Genomic DNA, 18,223 nt, shown 5'->3' with positions numbered 1-18,223 from the left:
GTTATGCGCCTTCTAATCGGTGCGGCATCTATATAAAATAGCGGATAATTCTAACTTCTGTTGGTGAACTTGGACCTCTATGGTCGCAAATCAAACTTTTTATGAAATTGTGACGCAATTCACCAAACACTCTTAACGCCTATCATGGGATGACTGATACACATGCAAGAACAATATAGTCCGCAGCAAATTGAATCTGCTGCACAAAACTATTGGGATGACAACAAAGTCTTTAAAGCCGTAGCGGATTCCAACAAAGAAAAATACTACTGCCTGTCAATGTTTCCTTACCCAAGTGGCCGCCTCCACATGGGGCATGTGCGTAACTACACCATTGGTGATGTGATCTCTCGTTACCAGCGTATGCTTGGAAAAAATGTTTTGCAACCAATGGGTTGGGACGCATTCGGCATGCCAGCAGAAAACGCTGCGATTAAAAACAAGACGGCTCCAGCAAAGTGGACCGACGAAAACATCGCCTACATGAAAGGTCAGCTGAAAAAGCTTGGCTTTGGTTATGACTGGGACCGTGAAATTGCCACGTGCAAACCTGAATACTACAAGTGGGAACAATGGTTCTTCACACAACTGGTAGAAAAAGGCCTAGCTTACAAGAAAACCTCCGCAGTGAACTGGTGTCCTGAAGACCAAACTGTATTGGCTAATGAACAAGTTGAAGACGGTGGTTGCTGGCGTTGTGGCACACCAGTTGTGCGCAAACACATTCCCCAGTGGTTCATCAAGATTACGGACTACGCTGAAGAGCTATTAAACGATCTGGATCAACTAGATGGCTGGCCTGAAAAAGTAAAAGCCATGCAGCGTAACTGGATTGGTCGCTCAGAAGGCCTAGAGTTCAGCTTCGCAGTGGAAGGCAAAGAAGAGCGCCTATCGGTTTACACAACTCGCCCTGACACCATCATGGGTGTGACCTATGTTGCTGTGGCCGCGACGCACCCACTTGCCTTAGAAGCCGCAGAAAGTAATGCCGCTTTGGCAGCGTTTGTAGAAGAAAGCAAACACACGTCTACCACAGAAGCAGACCTTGCTACCGTGGAGAAAAAAGGCATGGACACGGGGTTCAAAGCCGTTCACCCAGTGACGGGTGAATCCGTACCTGTTTTCGCAGCAAACTTCGTACTAATGGACTATGGCTCTGGTGCCGTGATGTCTGTTCCTGCTCACGATCAGCGTGACTTTGAGTTTGCTGAAAAATACGACTTGCCAGTGAAGCAAGTGGTTCAGCCTAGTGGCGAAGAGTCCATTGATTTGAGCAAAGAAGCCTTCACTGAAAAAGGCATCCTTTGTAACTCTGGTCAATTCGACGGCTTAGCTTTTGCTGAAGCATTTGACGCCATTGCTGCATTCATGACTGAAAAAGGCATTGGTGAGCGTAAAGTAAACTACCGCCTACGTGACTGGGGCGTCAGCCGTCAGCGCTACTGGGGAACACCAATTCCAACCATCAACCTCGAAGATGGTACTGTGGTTACGACGCCTCACGACCAACTTCCGGTTGAGCTACCGACAGATGTTGTGATGGATGGGGTTAACTCACCTATCAAGAACAACCCTGAGTTCTCTGCCACCACTTACAATGGTCAGCCAGCTGAACGTGAGACGGATACCTTCGACACCTTCATGGAGTCCTCTTGGTACTTCGCCCGCTACTGCTGCCCAGAGTCTGACGAGGCAATGTTGACGGAAGAAGCCAACTACTGGCTACCTGTTGACCAATACATCGGTGGTGTAGAACACGCTATCTTACACTTGTTGTACGCGCGCTTCTTCCACAAGCTACTACGTGATGCAGGGCTTGTGACATCTGATGAGCCATTTAAACGTCTTTTGACCCAAGGTATGGTGAATAAAGACGGTACCAAGATGTCCAAATCTAAGGGCAACACGGTAGACCCACAGGAAATGATTGAGCGATACGGTGCTGATACAGTTCGCCTGTTTATCATGTTCACTGCGCCACCAGAGCAATCTTTGGAATGGAATGACGCGGGTGTAGATGGTGCTTCTCGTTTCCTACGTCGTCTATGGGCGCTGGCTTACCGCCATACCAATGCTGGCACTCCTGGCCAATTGGATGTAGCTGCTCTAACAGCAGACCAAAAAGTATTGCGTCGTAAAACTCACGAAACCATCAGCAAGGTCAGCGATGACGTTGAGCGTCGCCAAACCTTCAACACGGCTATCGCTGCAGTGATGGAGTTGTGTAATGAGATCAGCAAGTTTGAGGATCAATCTGAACTTGGCCTAGCGGTTGAGCGCGAAGCATTGGAATCTGCAGTACTATTGCTGTCACCAATTGTGCCGCACATCGCTCACCAACTTTGGAGCGAGCTAGGTCACACAGATAACGTTGTTGACACCGCTTGGCCTACGGTAGATGAAGCAGCCTTGGTGAAAGACGAATTAACCATCGTTGTTCAAGTACTAGGTAAGAAGCGAGCAGAAATCACGGTTTCTGCCAAAGCTGACAACAAAGAGATCGAGGCATTAGCCTTAGCGAATGAAAATGTTCAGAAGTTCATTGATGGTAAGACGGTTCGTAAAGTGATCGTAGTACCAGGACGTCTTGTGAACATTGTCGCTAACTAATGGCAATGTGAACTCAATTGGGGATGGCTTAACCATCCCCTTTTACTTTTGATGGATTAACTATGCTTCAACGTCGTGCCAACCTCTGGGTCGCTGTACCATTCTTAGCGTTTTTCTTAACCGCCTGTGGCTTTCACTTACGGGGCCAAGCACCGATTCCTGCCGCACTACAGCAGCTGACCTTAAATCTAGAGACCGGCTCACCAGCGTTCGAACGAGACCTGCGTAATGCCCTATCACGGGCTGATATTTCGGTAGTGGATGCCCTCAATGCCACAGCCGACACTTATGAATTGCGCGTTAACTCATTGAGCACCAGTGATACAATTTTGGCTCGGGACTCTAGCAATGACGTTACCCAAGTAGAACGACGTCTCAGCGCTACCTACTTCATTCGGAACAAAGACGGCAAAGCCCTCTACGGTCCACGCAATGTTAGCACCTCCATTATTTTGGGTAACCAGAACGCAGAAGAAAGCACTAAGTCTGCCTACAACGCCCAGCAAATGGAAAATGCTGGCGGCCAACTTGCGGACGAGCTGGTTTATGACTTGAGCTACGCACCACTTTAATGAAACTTCGACCGGATCAACTCAACAGCGCCTTAGAGAAACAACTGTCTCCCATTTATATTATCTCTGGGGATGAGGTGCTGTTGTGTCAAGAAGCAGCAGACAGCATCCGTAAAGCTGCTCACCACCATGGCATTGAAGAGCGCCTACGCTTTGTGGCGGACGCTCAATTTGATTGGCAAGAAGTCATCAACGAACTACAAGCCCTGTCACTGTTCTCTTCCCGCCGTCTATTCGATATTCAAATAGACAAGCTCGGAGAAAAGCACTCCAAGGCACTTACCCAAGTGGCGGAGCATTTGGGACCAGACAACGTGATCCTTCTATCTCTGCCCAAGGTCGACAGCCGCACCCAGCGAGCGAAGTGGTTTCAGTCGTTAGAGCAGCAAGGCACCTTTATACAAGTTTGGCCAATTGACAGCTCCAGACTGCCTGCCTGGGTACAACAGCGAGCCAAAGGCCTTAATTTACACTTGTCCCGAGACGCTGCTGCAATCCTGTGTGAGCGTGGAGAAGGCAATCTTTTTGCCCTATCCCAAGAGTTAGAAAAGCTCGCCTTGAGTCATGGCCCAGGCGCCCAGCTGGATGCTCAAACCATCACTGAAAGTGTCACCGACTCCAGTCGATACTCCATTTATGATTTAAGCGACAGACTGCTCACCGGTAAATTGAAAGAAGCCCTGCACTGCTTACATCAGTTAAGGGCAGAAGGCGTGGAAGACAGTATCTTACTTTGGCTATACAACCGTGAGCTGGCCACCCTTAATCAACTCGGCGCACTGGCCCAGACTCAAGGTCTCCGCCAAGCCTGCCAACAGCTGCGCATTTGGGATAAACGTATCCCTATCTATGAAAGTGCTTTTAGCCGTCATAACCCTCAAACCATTGCCTACATGCAAAGTTACGTCGCCTTACTGGATCAAAGCATCAAAGGGCTAGACGGCCCAGATATCGAGCTAGGGTTTCGCAACCTCACCCTGATGTATTGCGGTATAAAGCCTGTTACAACGGAGTTGGATCTATAACTATGCTCCCTACAAAACATTGACGCGTATCAAAAAGCCACCTAAGTTTACATAAAGCCCCTAGGTTCACTATCCGCTAAAAATTACACTCATTCTTCTATTATTAAAAATATAGGGATGCGTCTATGTCTTGGTTTAAGAGAACGATATTATCGGAAAAGCATTTTGACGTACGCGAGTATTCTCATCTTGTACAAGTCAGCTCCGCTCAAATCAATTCAGAAAACTTATTGCCCTTATCTTTCGGCCACACTGGCACACAGCTGATACTAGCCTTCATTTCACCTCATTTAGATTTTGAAAACGTGGTGAAGCAGATCCAAGCAGCAACCCCCTTCTGTCATCACGTCATAGGAATTATGACTGCCGGGGAGCTAAACAGCTGTCAAGCCAACCTGTATCAAGAAGCAAGCAACACTTGGGACAATATCGTACTGCAAAGCTTCAGTGCAGACTTATTCGAACAAGTCTGTATACACACGATCCCTCTGCACTGCGAAGACATGCGCAGCGGCAATATTAAGTTAACCAAGGAAGAGCGCATCCGGGCTATTGAGCAAGAGTTTCGCAACATTCAACTCCCCTTCCCGATCCACTTTAATGATACCTTCGCACTGACATTTATCGATGGTTTATCTGCCTCAGAAAACTTCTTTATGCAGGGTATGTACGCCACAGACCTTTTTCCATGTCATTTCATTGGGGGATCCGCAGGAGGAACCTTCGATTTTAAGGAAGCTCTGGTCCATGATGGTACTAAAGTCGCCCATAACTGTGCGGTTGTAGCCTTTGTTAAAATGAAGCCCGATACACGTTTTGGTATTTTAAAGACCCATAACTTCGAGCGTACATCAGAATCCTTTGTGATCGCGGAGGCAGATGCCCTTCGCCGAAATGTCAGCACCGTCATTTCCAAGAAGAGCGGCAAGATCGTAAACATAATTGAGCTTCTGTGCGAACATTTCCATTGTGCCCCAAACGAGCTAGAGGGCAAGCTATCTGGTTATACCTTTGCGGTCAGCATTCGCGATGAATTGTTCATCCGTTCCGTAGCAGCCATTGACACCACGGCAGGCTTGATCCATTTCTTCTGTGATTTGGATTTTGGTGATGAACTGATATTAGTTAAAGCAAAAGATTTTGTGCAAAGCACCCAGCAAGCCTACAAAGACTTCATGCACAATAAACCTAGTCAACCTGTGGCAATGATCGCAAACGACTGTATTTTACGTCGTGTCAATAACACCACAGACCTGAATAACATCAAAGCTTTTAAAGATATCAAAGCTGGCGGTTACTCTACCTTTGGGGAAATCCTTGGTATTCATATGAACCAAACCCTAACGGGGTTATTCTTTTTCAAACATGAACCTGGGGAATCCTTTCACGACTTCTTTGTCGATAACTTCCCTATTCACTATGCTAATTTCCGTGAATATTTTGTTTTAACTCAGCTAAACAGTAAGGGACAGCTAAACAAACTACAGTCAGACTTGATCCATCATCTATCCGAATACCGTCCTTTACTGCAGGAAGTAACGGGTAGTTTTGAACGTGTGACAAGCTACTCCCAATCGACGCAGGATGTCATTACTGAGGTGACGGGGGAATTCTCTTCTTTTAGTGACGCTATTCAAGCTCAAGAATCCGATCGAATTGAAATGATCAACAATGTCAAAGAGCTTAAGGAAAATGCCGAACGTGTCCTTAGTATCTTAAAAGTCATCTCAGGCATTGCAGATCAAACGAATTTATTGGCTCTAAACGCAGCCATTGAAGCAGCTCGAGCGGGAGAAGCGGGTCGAGGGTTTGCCGTAGTCGCCGACGAGGTACGCCAACTTTCCCAAAATACCCAACAGAGCCTAGATCAGACCGGTGAAACCATTAATGCCGTTGCTGGCTCCGTTACCTCAATTGAAAAAAGCATTGAGAAGATTGATGCCTTTATGGGGAAACTGCTTGAAAGCACCACCATCTTATCAAATCAAGTAAGTAGCTTAAGGGACACCTCCAACATGGCCAGCCAGGATGTGCAAAACAGCATTGATGCCATTCAAGGCATGAGTCATAAGGTTGTAGCCATCGACAATGAAGTGTCAGTCATCGAGCGATTAAAAACCACCAATAACTTAGAGTGACCCTATAACTAACAAGGCCTCTAAAGAGGCCTTGTTTTATTCTGACACTTGTTCGTCATCACAGCGATAACTCTGGGATAAGGTATCACCGTCCCATGACTCCAAGATCACATCAAACCCCCACAGACGTTTAAAGTGCTTAATCACTTCCTTAGTATCTTCATTTAGAGGGCGACCTTGATCCATGGTATGTTTCAAGATTAAACTGCGATCCCCGTAGAGATTCACCTTTTGCACCTGAATATTCGGCTCACGATAACTCAAGTTATACTGCTGCGCTAAACGCTGACGAAGGGCCTTAAAGCCTGTTTCGTTATGGATCTCCTTCACTTCCACAAACGGATCCAACACATCATTTTCGATGCCAAAGAATCGGAAATCACGCATCACCTTCGGGGATAAAAACTGCAGGATGAAGCTTTCGTCCTTGAAATTCCGCATGGCGAAATCCAGCACCTCAAGCCAAGGCTTGCCGACCACATCAGGAAACCAATAGGCGTCTTCTTCTGTGGGGGACTCACACATGCGCTTAATGTCAGAGTAAATTGCAAACCCTAACGCATAGGGGTTAATCCCCGAATAATAAGGGGAGTCAAAACTAGGCTGGTACACCACACTGGTATGGGATTGAAGAAATTCGAGGATAAAGCCCTCTCCTACTTTGTGCCGGTTATACAGCTCGTTCATGAGCGTGTAATGCCAAAAAGATGCCCATCCTTCGTTCATGACTTGAGTCTGGCGCTGAGGGTAAAAGTACTGAGCCATCTTACGCACGATTCGAATCAGTTCTCGCTGCCATGGCTTTAGCAAGGGCGCATTTTTTTCAAGAAAATAAAGTAAATTCTCTTGGGGCTCCGCTGGAAAGACCCGCTCTCGCTTCTCTTTCTCTTCTGCTTTATCTAGTACCGGAATGGTTCGCCACAAATCGTTCACTTGTTGCTGCAGAACTTGCTCCCGCTCGTCTTGGCGAGCCCTTTCTTCTGATAAAGAAAGTGGCACTGGACGCTTATAGCGATCCACACCAAAGTTCATCAGCGCATGGCAAGAGTCCAGAGTCAGCTCCACTTCTTCGATGCCGTATTTCTCTTCACACTCCAAAATATACTTCTTGGCGAACACTAAGTAGTCGATAATCGCCGAGGCATCGGTCCAGGTTTTAAACAGATAATTCCCTTTAAAAAAGGAATTATGACCATAGCAGGCATGGGCGATCACCAGAGCCTGCATCATCATATTGTTCTCTTCCATTAAGTAAGCAATACATGGGGAAGAGTTAATGACAATTTCATAGGCCAACCCCATACGGCCACGTTTATAATTCTGCTCCACTTCTAAAAACTGCTTACCATAGGACCAGTGGTGATAACCCAAAGGCATACCAACAGAGGCATAGGCATCCATCATCTGCTCTGAGCTAATGATTTCAATCTGGTTGGGGTAAGTATCGAGGCCGAATTCCGCGGCAATTTTGCCAATTTCTTGATCGTATTGCTCAATTAAATCGAATGTCCAATCTGGCCCCTGAGACAATTGGCTCGGCATATCAGTGTTTGCTCGACTCATGCTGCCTCCTTTGGAATAAATCTCGGAAAACTGGGTAAATATCCCCCACATCGACGATATGCCGCATGGCAAAGCTTTTTGGGTGAGCTGACTGTATTTGCTCGTAGACGTGCCACAAGCTTTGATGATCCCTAGGGGTAATTTCGATATAGGTGAAGTACTGCACCAAATCAATAATGTCTTCTTCTAAGATTTGTTTACAGATCTTAGAATCATCGTCCCAGTTGTCCCCATCTGATGCCTGAGCCGCATAGATATTCCATTGCTCCGGTGAGTAGCGGTCTTTGACAATTTTATCCATCAGCTTCAAAGCACTGGAAACAATCGTGCCCCCCGTTTCTCGGGAATAGAAAAACTCCTCTTCCGTGACTTCTTTGGCACTGGTGTGGTGGCGAATAAACACCACATCGATTTTTTCGTAATTACGATTTAAAAATAAGTACAACAAGATAAAGAAGCGCTTCGCGACATTCTTGGTTTCTTGGGTCATGGAGCCAGACACGTCCATGATGCAAAACATTACCGCTTTGCTACTGGGTTTAGGTTCTTTAACGTGATGGTTGTAACGTAGATCGTAGGTGTCTAAAAACGGTGTACGCTCGATCTTTTGTTTCAACAAAAGTATTTGCTCATCCAACCATACCAATCGGGCTTTTTGCTCGGGTGAACTTGCCTCCTCAATTAACTGCTCGCGTTCCGCCTCAACCTCCGCTAATTTTTTCCGTGAGCCACTGCTCATCACCATGCGGCGAGCATAAGCATTGCGCATGGAGCGTACGATATTGAGCTTAGATGGCGTCCCTTCAGACACCACGCCAGCATGCTTTAAACTGAACTCTTTTAGCTCTTTTAGATCTTTACGCACAAGGTTAGGAAGCGCTAAGTCTTCAAAAACAAAATCCAAAAACTCTTCTTGGGAAATCTGGAAAACAAAATCGTCCTCCCCTTCCCCTTGATTAGACGCATCACCGCTACCACTGCCCTGACCCTGGCCTCCTTGGGGTTTATTAATTCGATCCCCAGGCGCAAACTCTTTGTTCCCCGGGTGAACGATAGAACCAGTCCCCCCTTGGCCGTGGCCAAAGGTGGGTTCATGAATGTCCCGCTTAGGGATGGTAATTTGTTCCCCTCGATCCAAATCCTGAATACTGCGCTGATTGACAGCCTCTTCAACCGCTTTACGGATATGCGCTCGATATCGACGCAAAAATCGCTGACGATTGACGCTGCTTTTGTGCTTCCCATTTAGGCGGCGATCAATTATGTAAGACATGCTTGCACCTCCTTTCTCGACCGTTTTTAGGCAACAACTTCACAACTACCTATTGGGATTTACGCACACGCAAGTACCACTCAGACAGTAAGCGTACTTGTTTTTCAGTATAGCCACGCTCCACCATGCGTTTCACAAACTCATTATGTTTACGCTGATCTTCACTGGAAGACTTGGCACTGAAGGAGATGACTGGCAACAAGTCCTCTGTGTTGGAGAACATTTTGCGCTCAATCACGACTCGAAGTTTCTCGTAGCTGAGCCAGCTAGGGTTGCGGCCAGCATTATTAGCACGGGCCCGCAGTACAAAATTCACCACCTCATTACGGAAGTCTTTAGGATTACTGATCCCTGCAGGTTTCTCGATTTTCTCAAGTTCATCGTTGATGGAAGAACGATTTAAAATGTCCCCAGTTTCTGGATCTCGATATTCCTGATCCTGTATCCAGAAGTCCGCGTAGGTGACATAGCGATCAAAAATGTTTTGACCGTATTCAGAATAAGACTCTAGGTAAGCGGTTTGGATCTCTTTCCCAATGAACTCCACATACCTAGGGGCGATAAACTCTTTTAAGGCCCGCAAATATCTATCATGGCGATCTTGATCAAATTGCTCCTGCTCGATCTGTTGTTCCAGTACATACATCAAGTGGACTGGGTTGGCCGCCACCTCTGTGGGATCGAAGTTAAACACTCGAGATAGGATTTTGAAGGCAAAGCGCGTCGATAAGCCGTCCATCCCTTCGTTTACGCCAGCAGCGTCTTTATATTCTTGTAGGGACTTCGCTTTGGGGTCTATGTCTTTTAAAGATTCCCCGTCATAAATGCGCATTTTTGAGAACACACTGGAATTTTCAGGCTCTTTTAAACGGGACAATACGGAAAACTGAGCCAGCATTTTCAGGGTGTCAGGGGCACAAGGAGCCTTATCAAGAGAAGAGTGTTCAAGCAGCTTCTGATAGATACTCATCTCTTCTGTCACTCGAAGACAATAAGGCACTTTGACCGTGTATACCCGGTCGATAAAGGCTTCGTTGGTTTTATTGTTTTTAAATGCTTGCCACTCAGATTCGTTGGAGTGGGCAAGGATAATGCCATCAAATGGAATGCTCCCTAGCCCTTCTGTGCCGTTAAAGTTACCTTCTTGTGTGGCCGTCAATAATGGGTGGAGCACCTTAATAGGCGCTTTAAACATTTCCACAAACTCCATGATCCCGCGGTTACCCCGGCAAAGACCACCAGAATAGCTGTAAGCATCAGCATCGTTTTGCTCAAAGAATTCCAACTTACGAATGTCTACCTTACCTACTAAGGCGGAAATATCTTGGTTGTTTTCATCGCCAGGTTCGGTTTTAGAAATACCAATTTGTTTGATCGCTGATGGGTACACTTTCACCACACGAAACTGTTGTATGTCCCCACCATATTCTTTTAAGCGTTTTGAGGCCCAAGGAGACATGACCCCTTTTAAGTAACGCTTAGGGATACCGTACTCTTCTTGGAGAATATCGCCATCTTCATTGACATCAAATAAAGATAACGGTGACTCAAACACAGGAGATCCTTTAATGGCGTAAAACGGCACGGACTGCATCAACTCTTTAAGCTTTTCTGCCAAAGAGGATTTACCGCCCCCCACAGGCCCTAATAAATACAGTACTTGTTTAGACTCTTCCAAGCCTTGGGCAGCATGGGTCAGGAAGGCCACGATTTTTTCAATGGAATCTTCCATGCCATAAAAATATTCAAATATTGGATAACGCTTAATCAATTTGTTTGAGAAGATCCGACTGCTTCGTGAGTCCTTGGAAGTATCAATAATCTCTGGCTCACCTATAGCTTTGAGGAGTCTCTCAGGCGCCGAGGCGTATGCGTCAGGATTGGATTTACATAGGGTCAAATACTCGTCGAGTGACATTTCTTCTTCTTTTTGAGCATCAAAACGAGACTGAACATGATCAAAAATACTCATCGCGGCATCCCCTTGTATGTCATTGGGCTCGCGCAAAACGCAGCGGCTACCCAGAAATCGACCGAACTCTCACTAAAAAAGAGCACCATATAATCGGCGAAGATACTTTAGGTGTAGCACAGTCTAGGGACTACTCAAGGAAGAAATAGGCGCATTTACATTTATAAACTTTCGGTAAAACAAAGTGATAGTCGTTTAAGTACCTGAAAACTAAGCATTTCAAATGCTGTTTTTTGAGATTAAGGATATTAATTTGCATAGTTATGTTGCGTAGGGGGATTTTGAGCCCAATTTTTGCTTCTATAGACAATGAACTAACAGGAGACAATCCTTGCTAGTACTTTCACAACACTAGGATTTTGTAGTAATTTAACGAAACAAATGGTTCTTCTTTGGACGCAAATTGTGTCTATATTCCGTTACGCAGTAATAACAAAGCCGTGCCATCTCAACTTTGCGTTGCCACGCTTCACTGCGATAACCTCATACCTCGTGATTAAGGTGGCCTAATGGATTTATCAAAACACGTAAGCGCTTTCCCTTTTATTCAGGACGCTTCTGACAACGTTATAAAGACCCTCACAGAACTGGCCCAAATTAAAACACTTAGCGCCGGCGAGGTGCTTGCACGACAATTCGAAGTGGGCACCCATCTCTATTTTATTATGTCGGGTGAAATATCCATCTCTATTCCTTTACAGGACTCAGGCAAGTCTTATCACGTTGGTTTGCTAAACCAAAAACTTGCCCCGGTAGGCTGGTCTGCCTTTCGCCATCCATCCCGTTATGCCACCAGTTTCCAAGCCACTAAGTCGTCAGAGTTGATTTATTGGCCCATTGTGGAGTTACAAAAGCTTTTAGATACTGAGACAGAGTTTGCCAATGCATTCCTGTCTTTTGTTTACCGGGAGTCTTTGCCCGTATTAACCGGCATTCAAAACTTGACCCGTCCATTTTTTGCCAACGAGTCGCTGGCATTTGACGAAACACGTCCACTGATTAATCCAGAATTACAAAACCAAACCATAAAAGACTCCAGCGCCTTTTTATCCAATACGGCCTTTTTTGATGGTTTCACCCAAACTGAAATTCACGCATTAGCTAAACATGCCTCTATCCTATTAGCTCACCAAGGTGACATTCTTTCTCAGCAAGATCAGCAAGAAGATGGCTTGTACTTCCTTGTAAAAGGTAAGGCTATTGTGAGTTACCAAACTGAATCTGGTGACATCATTACGACCCGAACCATTGCTCGGGAAGGCACTGTACTGGCTTGGTGTACTTCCGATGACAGCCAGCGTAATCGTGCCACGATTATTTCATCTCGAGACACTACGGTTCTTTTCATAAAACGGGACGACTTACTCAGTGTCTTTGAGCAGATGCCAAAATTGGCCATCAAGTATTGGTACCGTCTCATTTGGCTAATCGGCACTCATTTAGTGTCTGCCCGCATGCGCTATCTATCACAAATAGCTGGCGATGAAGTACTTGCGGTAAACAGCATGATCGAGCAAAGCGCTGCGGTGTTGCCCGTCAGCTCACCGCTCTACAAGGTGGGTAATTTATTAAAAAATGCCGTCACCACAGATGAGGCCTTTGGTGTCTTGTACCGTTGCCTGCACTTTGGCTCCCGTATCGAGCGTACGGTGGCAGGTATGAGTCTAGATATTCTTAAAGACCTACAACGGGAGAATGCTTTCTATCGTAAGCTGGCTAGCATTTACGATATGGTTAACACCATGTCCCCTGATGCAAATGCTATGGATGTGCGCCGCTTAGGAACGGAACAATTTAAACAAGCCTTTGCTCAAGTGCCTTATGTGATCAAAGGCTTGGAAAACCTACCTAAGAAACAAGGCAGTCTGTTTATTTATAATCACCTACTAGGCTCCCATGCCACACAGCTAGCAAATGGCTTCCGCTACTCCTTAGATGCCCAGTTCATCAGCTCCATGATCATCTCTAAGCAATATGGCGTATCTGCCCAGCGCGTTGTGCGCCGTAGCAAACAGCATGAATACTGGCGCGATGATTACTATGAGCGCTTTGGCAATATCTTTGTGGACAGCTGGGACTCTCTCACGAAAGGCACAGAAAGCTACGATAAGTTTCTTTCTGAAAGTCAGGCAACGCTTAGTAATAACACGCCCCTATTAATTTCGCCGGAAGGCAAAAGCTTTGCTACTCAGGAATCCCCAGGGGAGTTACTGCCTTACGTATTTGAGTTAGCGGGATCCTTTGGTACTGAGCAAGAGCCATGGATCGTGCCAATTGCCGTTGCCAACTTTGATAAACGAGCTGATCACAACATCTACAGCGTGGTCATCAAGCCAGCGTTTCGTATTTCTGACCGGGTGGACGTCAACGACTCCGAAGCATTGAATGCTTTCTTAAAATCTTATCAAGCTGAGTTTAGAGAAGCGGTACAAGAAGCAGAAGATCTTGCTAAAGAAGTGAAAAAATACCCCATACTCAGCGGCCAAAATGGCTGTAAGTCCAATGTTCTAAGCGTGAACCAGCTGGATATCGAGTTTGAATCAGACGTACGTGAGTTAGAATTCCGCCTTGCTCACAAGCTCTATAAAGAGCCCCCTGTGGCATTTTATGGCAGCTCAACCATCAAGCTTTGGAATGACTTTGAGCCGACATTTGGCAGCCACTCAGCGATTAATTTAGGTTTCAGTGGTGCCACCATCGAAGCTTGCGTGTATTACTTCGAGCGCATTGTGTTACCACGGGCACCAAAAGCCTTAGTACTTTATGCTGGTGACAACGACATCAGCAATAAACACAACAGCAATAAAGTCATTGATATGTACGTGAGCTTGCTAGAGAAAGTAGATCGCCATCTACCGGGCACGCCAGTGGCCATTTTAGGTGTCAAAGTGAGCCCTGCTCGTTCCGACATCAGTGCCACATTGGACAGCACGAATAAGATGCTCAAGCAGTTAGCTAAGACTCGTCCGAACACATATTTCATCGATACCAATGCGTTATTGTTGAACACTGATGGGACAATTAACGAGAAGTTGTTTGAAAGTGACCGATTGCATCTTAACGACAAAGGCTATCAGGCATGGAGTAAAGCCTTAAAGGATCAGACTAAAAACATTTTCTGACCTAAAACACAAAAGGGCTTGGTGTGACGCACCAAGCCCTTTTTCATTTCAACCAGCAGTTCTTTTAGTTAGCAGTCCGTTACTGGGGCAGCAGAAAGTGCTTAACAATGTCCTGGGCAGAACATGGACGGGCAAAGAAGTAACCCTGCAAATACTTACAACCAAAAGAGCGCAACAGCTCCCACTGCTCTTTTGTTTCAACCCCTTCTGCCACCACATCCATAGATAGACTTGTGGCTAGCGCGATAATGGCACGGGCCACATCTCGGTCATAGTCATCCGCGGTGATGCCATCGATAAAGCTTCGGTCAATCTTTAGAGTATTGGCATTCAATTTTTTCAAATAGCCAAGAGAGGTATAACCCGAACCAAAATCATCGACTGACGCTTTAACCCCCATTTTTAGCAACTTATTGAGCACTTCAGTGGCCTTATCTGGGTCCGCCATAATCGCAGTTTCAGTGAGCTCTATATCGATGCAATTGGCTAAAAACGGATAGCGACCTAACACGTCCTCAAACACATTAACTAGCTCCATACGAGTCACATGGGCGGCAGAGATATTCACAGAGATGGGCAACAAGGGGAGCCCCATATCCTTCCAAGTTTGCTGCTGTTTCGCTACGGAATTCACCACCCAGCGATCCAGCTCCAATATCACATTAGACTCTTCCGCAATGGAGATGAAACGATCAGGATAAATTAAACCCAAGCGAGGGTGTTGCCAGCGCACTAAGGCTTCTAATCCAGTCACCTTGCCCGAATCAGACTCCACCTTCGGCTGGTAATGCACCAGCAACTGGTTCTTGGTAATTGCATCACGTAAATCCGATTCAATTTGGATTCGTTCCGGGGTAGCATTTTCTAAAAACTGGCGATGCCAAAATACAAAACACCCCTTGCCTGATTTTTTCGCTTCATAGAGAGAAATATCCGCATAGCGCATGGCGCTGACTAAATCGACCGCATCAGAAGGTAAACTTACAATCCCCATGCTGGCACCGATATAAACCTGTGTATTCAAGACTGAAAATACACGGGATAACCCGTCAATAATGGCCTGACCTATTGCCGCTTTCTCTTCATCAGACAATACACCCACCCAAAGCACCACAAACTCATCGCCCCCCTGGCGGGCAATGAGAGCTGCTTGAGGCACCACCTCTTTTAAACGCTCCCCGACTAAGTAAAGCAAGCGATCCCCAGCGTGGTGGCCTAGGGAATCATTAACGAATTTAAATCGGTCTAAGTCCAAATAGTACAAGGTCAGTGGATTGCGACGAATCGCTCGGGAAGATAACTTTTGGGAAAGAAACTGCTCGAATTGAAAACGGTTTGGTAAGGCCGTTTGGGAATCAAAATAAGCCATTCTATGAAGCTTTTCTTGTGCATTTTTTGATTCAGTAATGTCATTAAAAATGGCGATGAAGTTAGTGATCCGGCCTTGATCATCTCGTAAGGCTTCTAGAGACAACCAAAGGGTTTTTTCAAGCATTGCAGGGGCAGTAAAATAGACTTCTCCAGCCCAATGATTATGTTCAACCACATAACGCCAAATTTCATTAATGGACATATCTTGCGTCCATGCCGTCTTTAACCGGTCATTAATCCCCTGAGGAAATTCATCCATACTCAGTTTAAAGATATCACTGGCCACTTCGTTAAAATCAATAATATTTCGCAGCCGATCCATCAAAACATTTCCCTGCATGGATGACTGGAAAAAGTGAGACGACACTTTCACAAGGTGCTCTGAGGTTCGCAGGTCTGAAATGTCTTGCAGTACCCCAACGATCCGATCTGGCTCCCCATGGGAGGCCACCTCTAACCCACCACGTAAAATCACATGGTAACTTTCCCCATTCACATACAACTGCAACTCGGCTGTGATAGTGGTCCCCCGAGCACGGCATTTTGAAAACTGTTTAATAAGATCTCCACGGTGCTCCACCGCAACCCAAGCCATCACTTTATCAAACGACCATTGGGCACCCTGCTCAGACAGACCTATGAGTGCAAGCAACTCAGGGGATAAGGTAAAGTCAGAGGCATCCAAATTAAATTGCCAAGCCCCCATTTTCGCCATCTCATGAGCACTACTCAACTCACTTTGAATGGCTTCGATAGAATGGCGAGTGCGACGTTCTTCAGTAATGTCTAACAGACTCCAAAGACGGCCGATTAGTTTTCCATGACGTTTTCGAGGGCGCACATTGTAACGAATCCAGCGACCATCATTCAGCAGCAACTCGCCGGAAAAAGCCTCAGTTTGTGCGTGACTTCGCTGAAGAAACTGTAGGAAATTCTCAGGGTTTTCAAGAAAGGTACCAAAGATGTCTAAAAAACCAGACATTGAAATCTCCCCGCCTAATGAGTCAGGAAGCTGCCAAAGGTCTCCAAATGCATCATTAAAGACTAATGCATTTTTTTCAAAGTCCACCAGCACTAACGCTTCAGAAGCAGAAAAGAAAGTCGCTTCAAATAATTCTAGGTGAGAGATTGCAAAACTTTCGCGCTCCTGTAAGACATCAGAAGCAAGATCTACGGAACGCTCTAACAATACAATCTCATCATCTTTTTCACTAATAAGAGTATCGAGCGCTTGAATAAAATCGTAAAAGTTGTCTTGATCACTGTGCTCTGGAAAGAACTTATGCAGTAATTCTTCTAATTTTTTATGCATTATCCCCTCAAACAGCTGGCGGAATCCCGAGCAAGACGCATTCGGGCGCATTTATGCTAATTAATTTCAATTGGAAATTCTAATGTTATTCCACTCTTTTTATAGTTTTATTGATTGACTCCGTAATAAAAAAACGTCAGCATCAGTGTATTAACAAACTTTCAAAGAATTTTTTAATGTCTCTAGTTACTTCTTTAAAACGCAACGGCGATAAACGTAAGGTTAAGAAACTTTACGATGCTGGCGTGCGGATGTAACTTTTAATTCCCGACAGCATGTATGCTGACTCGGGACCTCCTCAAAGCCTACATGCTGTCAACAACCAAACAGAGGTAACAGTATGTTTCACGGCGCGATCACTGCACTTATTACACCCTTTCGCGACAACCAACTGGATGAAGATGCCCTACGTAAAATCGTACGCTGGCAAGTCGACTCTGGCATTGATGGCTTAGTACCGGTCGGAACCACTGGCGAAACGCCAACACTCAGTGCAGCCGAGCACAAACGAGTGATCGAGATTACGGTTGAAGAGGTTAATAAGGCTGTTCCTGTGATCGCCGGAGCGGGCTCCAATAACCCAATCGAAGCCGTTGAATACGCGCGCTATGCTTCCGAAGCCGGAGCGGATGCCACTCTTCATGTGGCTGGCTATTACAACCGCCCAAACCAACGGGGCATCTACGCACATTTTAAACATGTGCACGACAATACTGATCTACCTATCGTTGTTTACAATATTCCCCCACGTGCTGTGGTGGGTGTCGATGTTGCCACCCTAGCTGAGCTTGCCAAGCTGCCACGTATCGTTGGCGTAAAAGATGCGACGGGGGACCTTACTCGCCCCATTCGCGAGCGGGCCTTGATTAACAAACCTTTTAGCTTCCTAAGTGGCGACGATGTCTCTAGCGTTGCCTACAATGTTGGCGGCGGCAATGGCTGTATTTCTGTTTCAGCAAACGTTGCCCCACGCCAAGTTGTTGAGCTACATAGGCTGTGCCGTGAAGGAAAGTTCACCGAGGCCGCACTACTTCAAGACAAGCTTTTCGCCTTGCATTCAGCGCTATTTATCGAGCCAAACCCGACCGGCGCAAAATACGCTATGTCTCTCCTTGGTTTGTGTTCGGAAGAATGCCGCCTACCTATGATGCCATTGGAAGACAGCACCAAAGCCGCGATTCGTGCCGCGATGGAATCCTTGGAGTTAATCTAACTCACCAAATTAAAAAGGCAGCCTAGGCTGCCTTTTTAATTGTGATCAATAA

10 protein-coding genes are annotated in these 18,223 nt (G+C 46.0%); 6 read left to right on the top strand and 4 right to left on the bottom strand.

Annotated features, from left to right (window positions below; all coding sequences use genetic code 11):
• The first annotated feature begins 162 nt into the window (after window positions 1-162).
• The 4 genes from leuS to ACZ5DR_RS11135 all read left to right on the top strand — a co-directional run bounded on the left by leuS (window position 163) and on the right by ACZ5DR_RS11135 (window position 6,345).
• Window positions 163-2,610, top strand: coding sequence for a leucine--tRNA ligase (gene leuS, locus ACZ5DR_RS11150; RefSeq protein ID WP_377369333.1), 2,448 nt, complete (start codon window positions 163-165; stop codon window positions 2,608-2,610).
• A gap of 62 nt (window positions 2,611-2,672) precedes the next feature.
• Window positions 2,673-3,182, top strand: a complete 510-nt coding sequence (locus tag ACZ5DR_RS11145; protein ID WP_377369331.1) for an LPS-assembly lipoprotein LptE — start codon at window positions 2,673-2,675, stop codon at window positions 3,180-3,182.
• Complete coding sequence (gene holA / locus ACZ5DR_RS11140) at window positions 3,182-4,207, top strand: DNA polymerase III subunit delta (RefSeq protein WP_377369329.1); 1,026 nt, start codon at window positions 3,182-3,184, stop codon at window positions 4,205-4,207. The genes ACZ5DR_RS11145 and holA overlap by 1 nt, the downstream gene beginning before the upstream one ends.
• Before the next feature lie 125 nt (window positions 4,208-4,332).
• Window positions 4,333-6,345, top strand: coding sequence for a methyl-accepting chemotaxis protein (locus ACZ5DR_RS11135; protein ID WP_452600468.1), 2,013 nt, complete (start codon window positions 4,333-4,335; stop codon window positions 6,343-6,345).
• Window positions 6,346-6,381: 36 nt separating this feature from the next.
• On the opposite strand, the gene ACZ5DR_RS11130 is transcribed toward ACZ5DR_RS11135, so the two are convergent.
• From ACZ5DR_RS11130 to ACZ5DR_RS11120, 3 genes are read right to left on the bottom strand one after another with little or no spacing between them, the layout of a single operon-like run.
• A complete protein-coding gene (locus tag ACZ5DR_RS11130) occupies window positions 6,382-7,908 on the bottom strand; it encodes a SpoVR family protein (RefSeq protein ID WP_377369327.1) in 1,527 nt (508 codons plus the stop codon).
• A complete protein-coding gene (locus tag ACZ5DR_RS11125) occupies window positions 7,889-9,181 on the bottom strand; it encodes a YeaH/YhbH family protein (protein ID WP_377369325.1) in 1,293 nt (430 codons plus the stop codon). The genes ACZ5DR_RS11130 and ACZ5DR_RS11125 overlap by 20 nt, the downstream gene beginning before the upstream one ends.
• 49 nt (window positions 9,182-9,230) lie before the next feature.
• Window positions 9,231-11,153 carry a PrkA family serine protein kinase gene (locus ACZ5DR_RS11120; RefSeq protein ID WP_377369323.1) on the bottom strand — a complete coding sequence of 641 codons (1,923 nt, stop codon included), beginning with the start codon at window positions 11,151-11,153 and terminating at the stop codon, window positions 9,231-9,233.
• 509 nt (window positions 11,154-11,662) lie between these two features.
• Here ACZ5DR_RS11120 and ACZ5DR_RS11115 point away from each other — a divergent pair.
• Window positions 11,663-14,275, top strand: coding sequence for a cyclic nucleotide-binding domain-containing protein (locus tag ACZ5DR_RS11115; RefSeq protein ID WP_377369321.1), 2,613 nt, complete (start codon window positions 11,663-11,665; stop codon window positions 14,273-14,275).
• Between the two features lie 79 nt (window positions 14,276-14,354).
• Here ACZ5DR_RS11115 and ACZ5DR_RS11110 read toward each other — a convergent pair whose 3' ends face one another.
• Window positions 14,355-16,958: a sensor domain-containing protein gene (locus ACZ5DR_RS11110; RefSeq protein ID WP_377369319.1), complete on the bottom strand. Its 2,604-nt coding sequence runs from the start codon at window positions 16,956-16,958 to the stop codon at window positions 14,355-14,357.
• 340 nt (window positions 16,959-17,298) lie between these two features.
• Here ACZ5DR_RS11110 and dapA point away from each other — a divergent pair, with 340 nt between their 5' ends.
• Window positions 17,299-18,171, top strand: coding sequence for a 4-hydroxy-tetrahydrodipicolinate synthase (dapA, locus tag ACZ5DR_RS11105; RefSeq protein ID WP_377369317.1), 873 nt, complete (start codon window positions 17,299-17,301; stop codon window positions 18,169-18,171).
• Window positions 18,172-18,223: the final 52 nt, after the last annotated feature.

It is taken from the genome of Marinomonas vaga (genome assembly GCF_055388305.1).
Note: the sequence above shows the minus strand (reverse complement) of the source record. Positions and strands in the feature narration are given on the sequence as shown.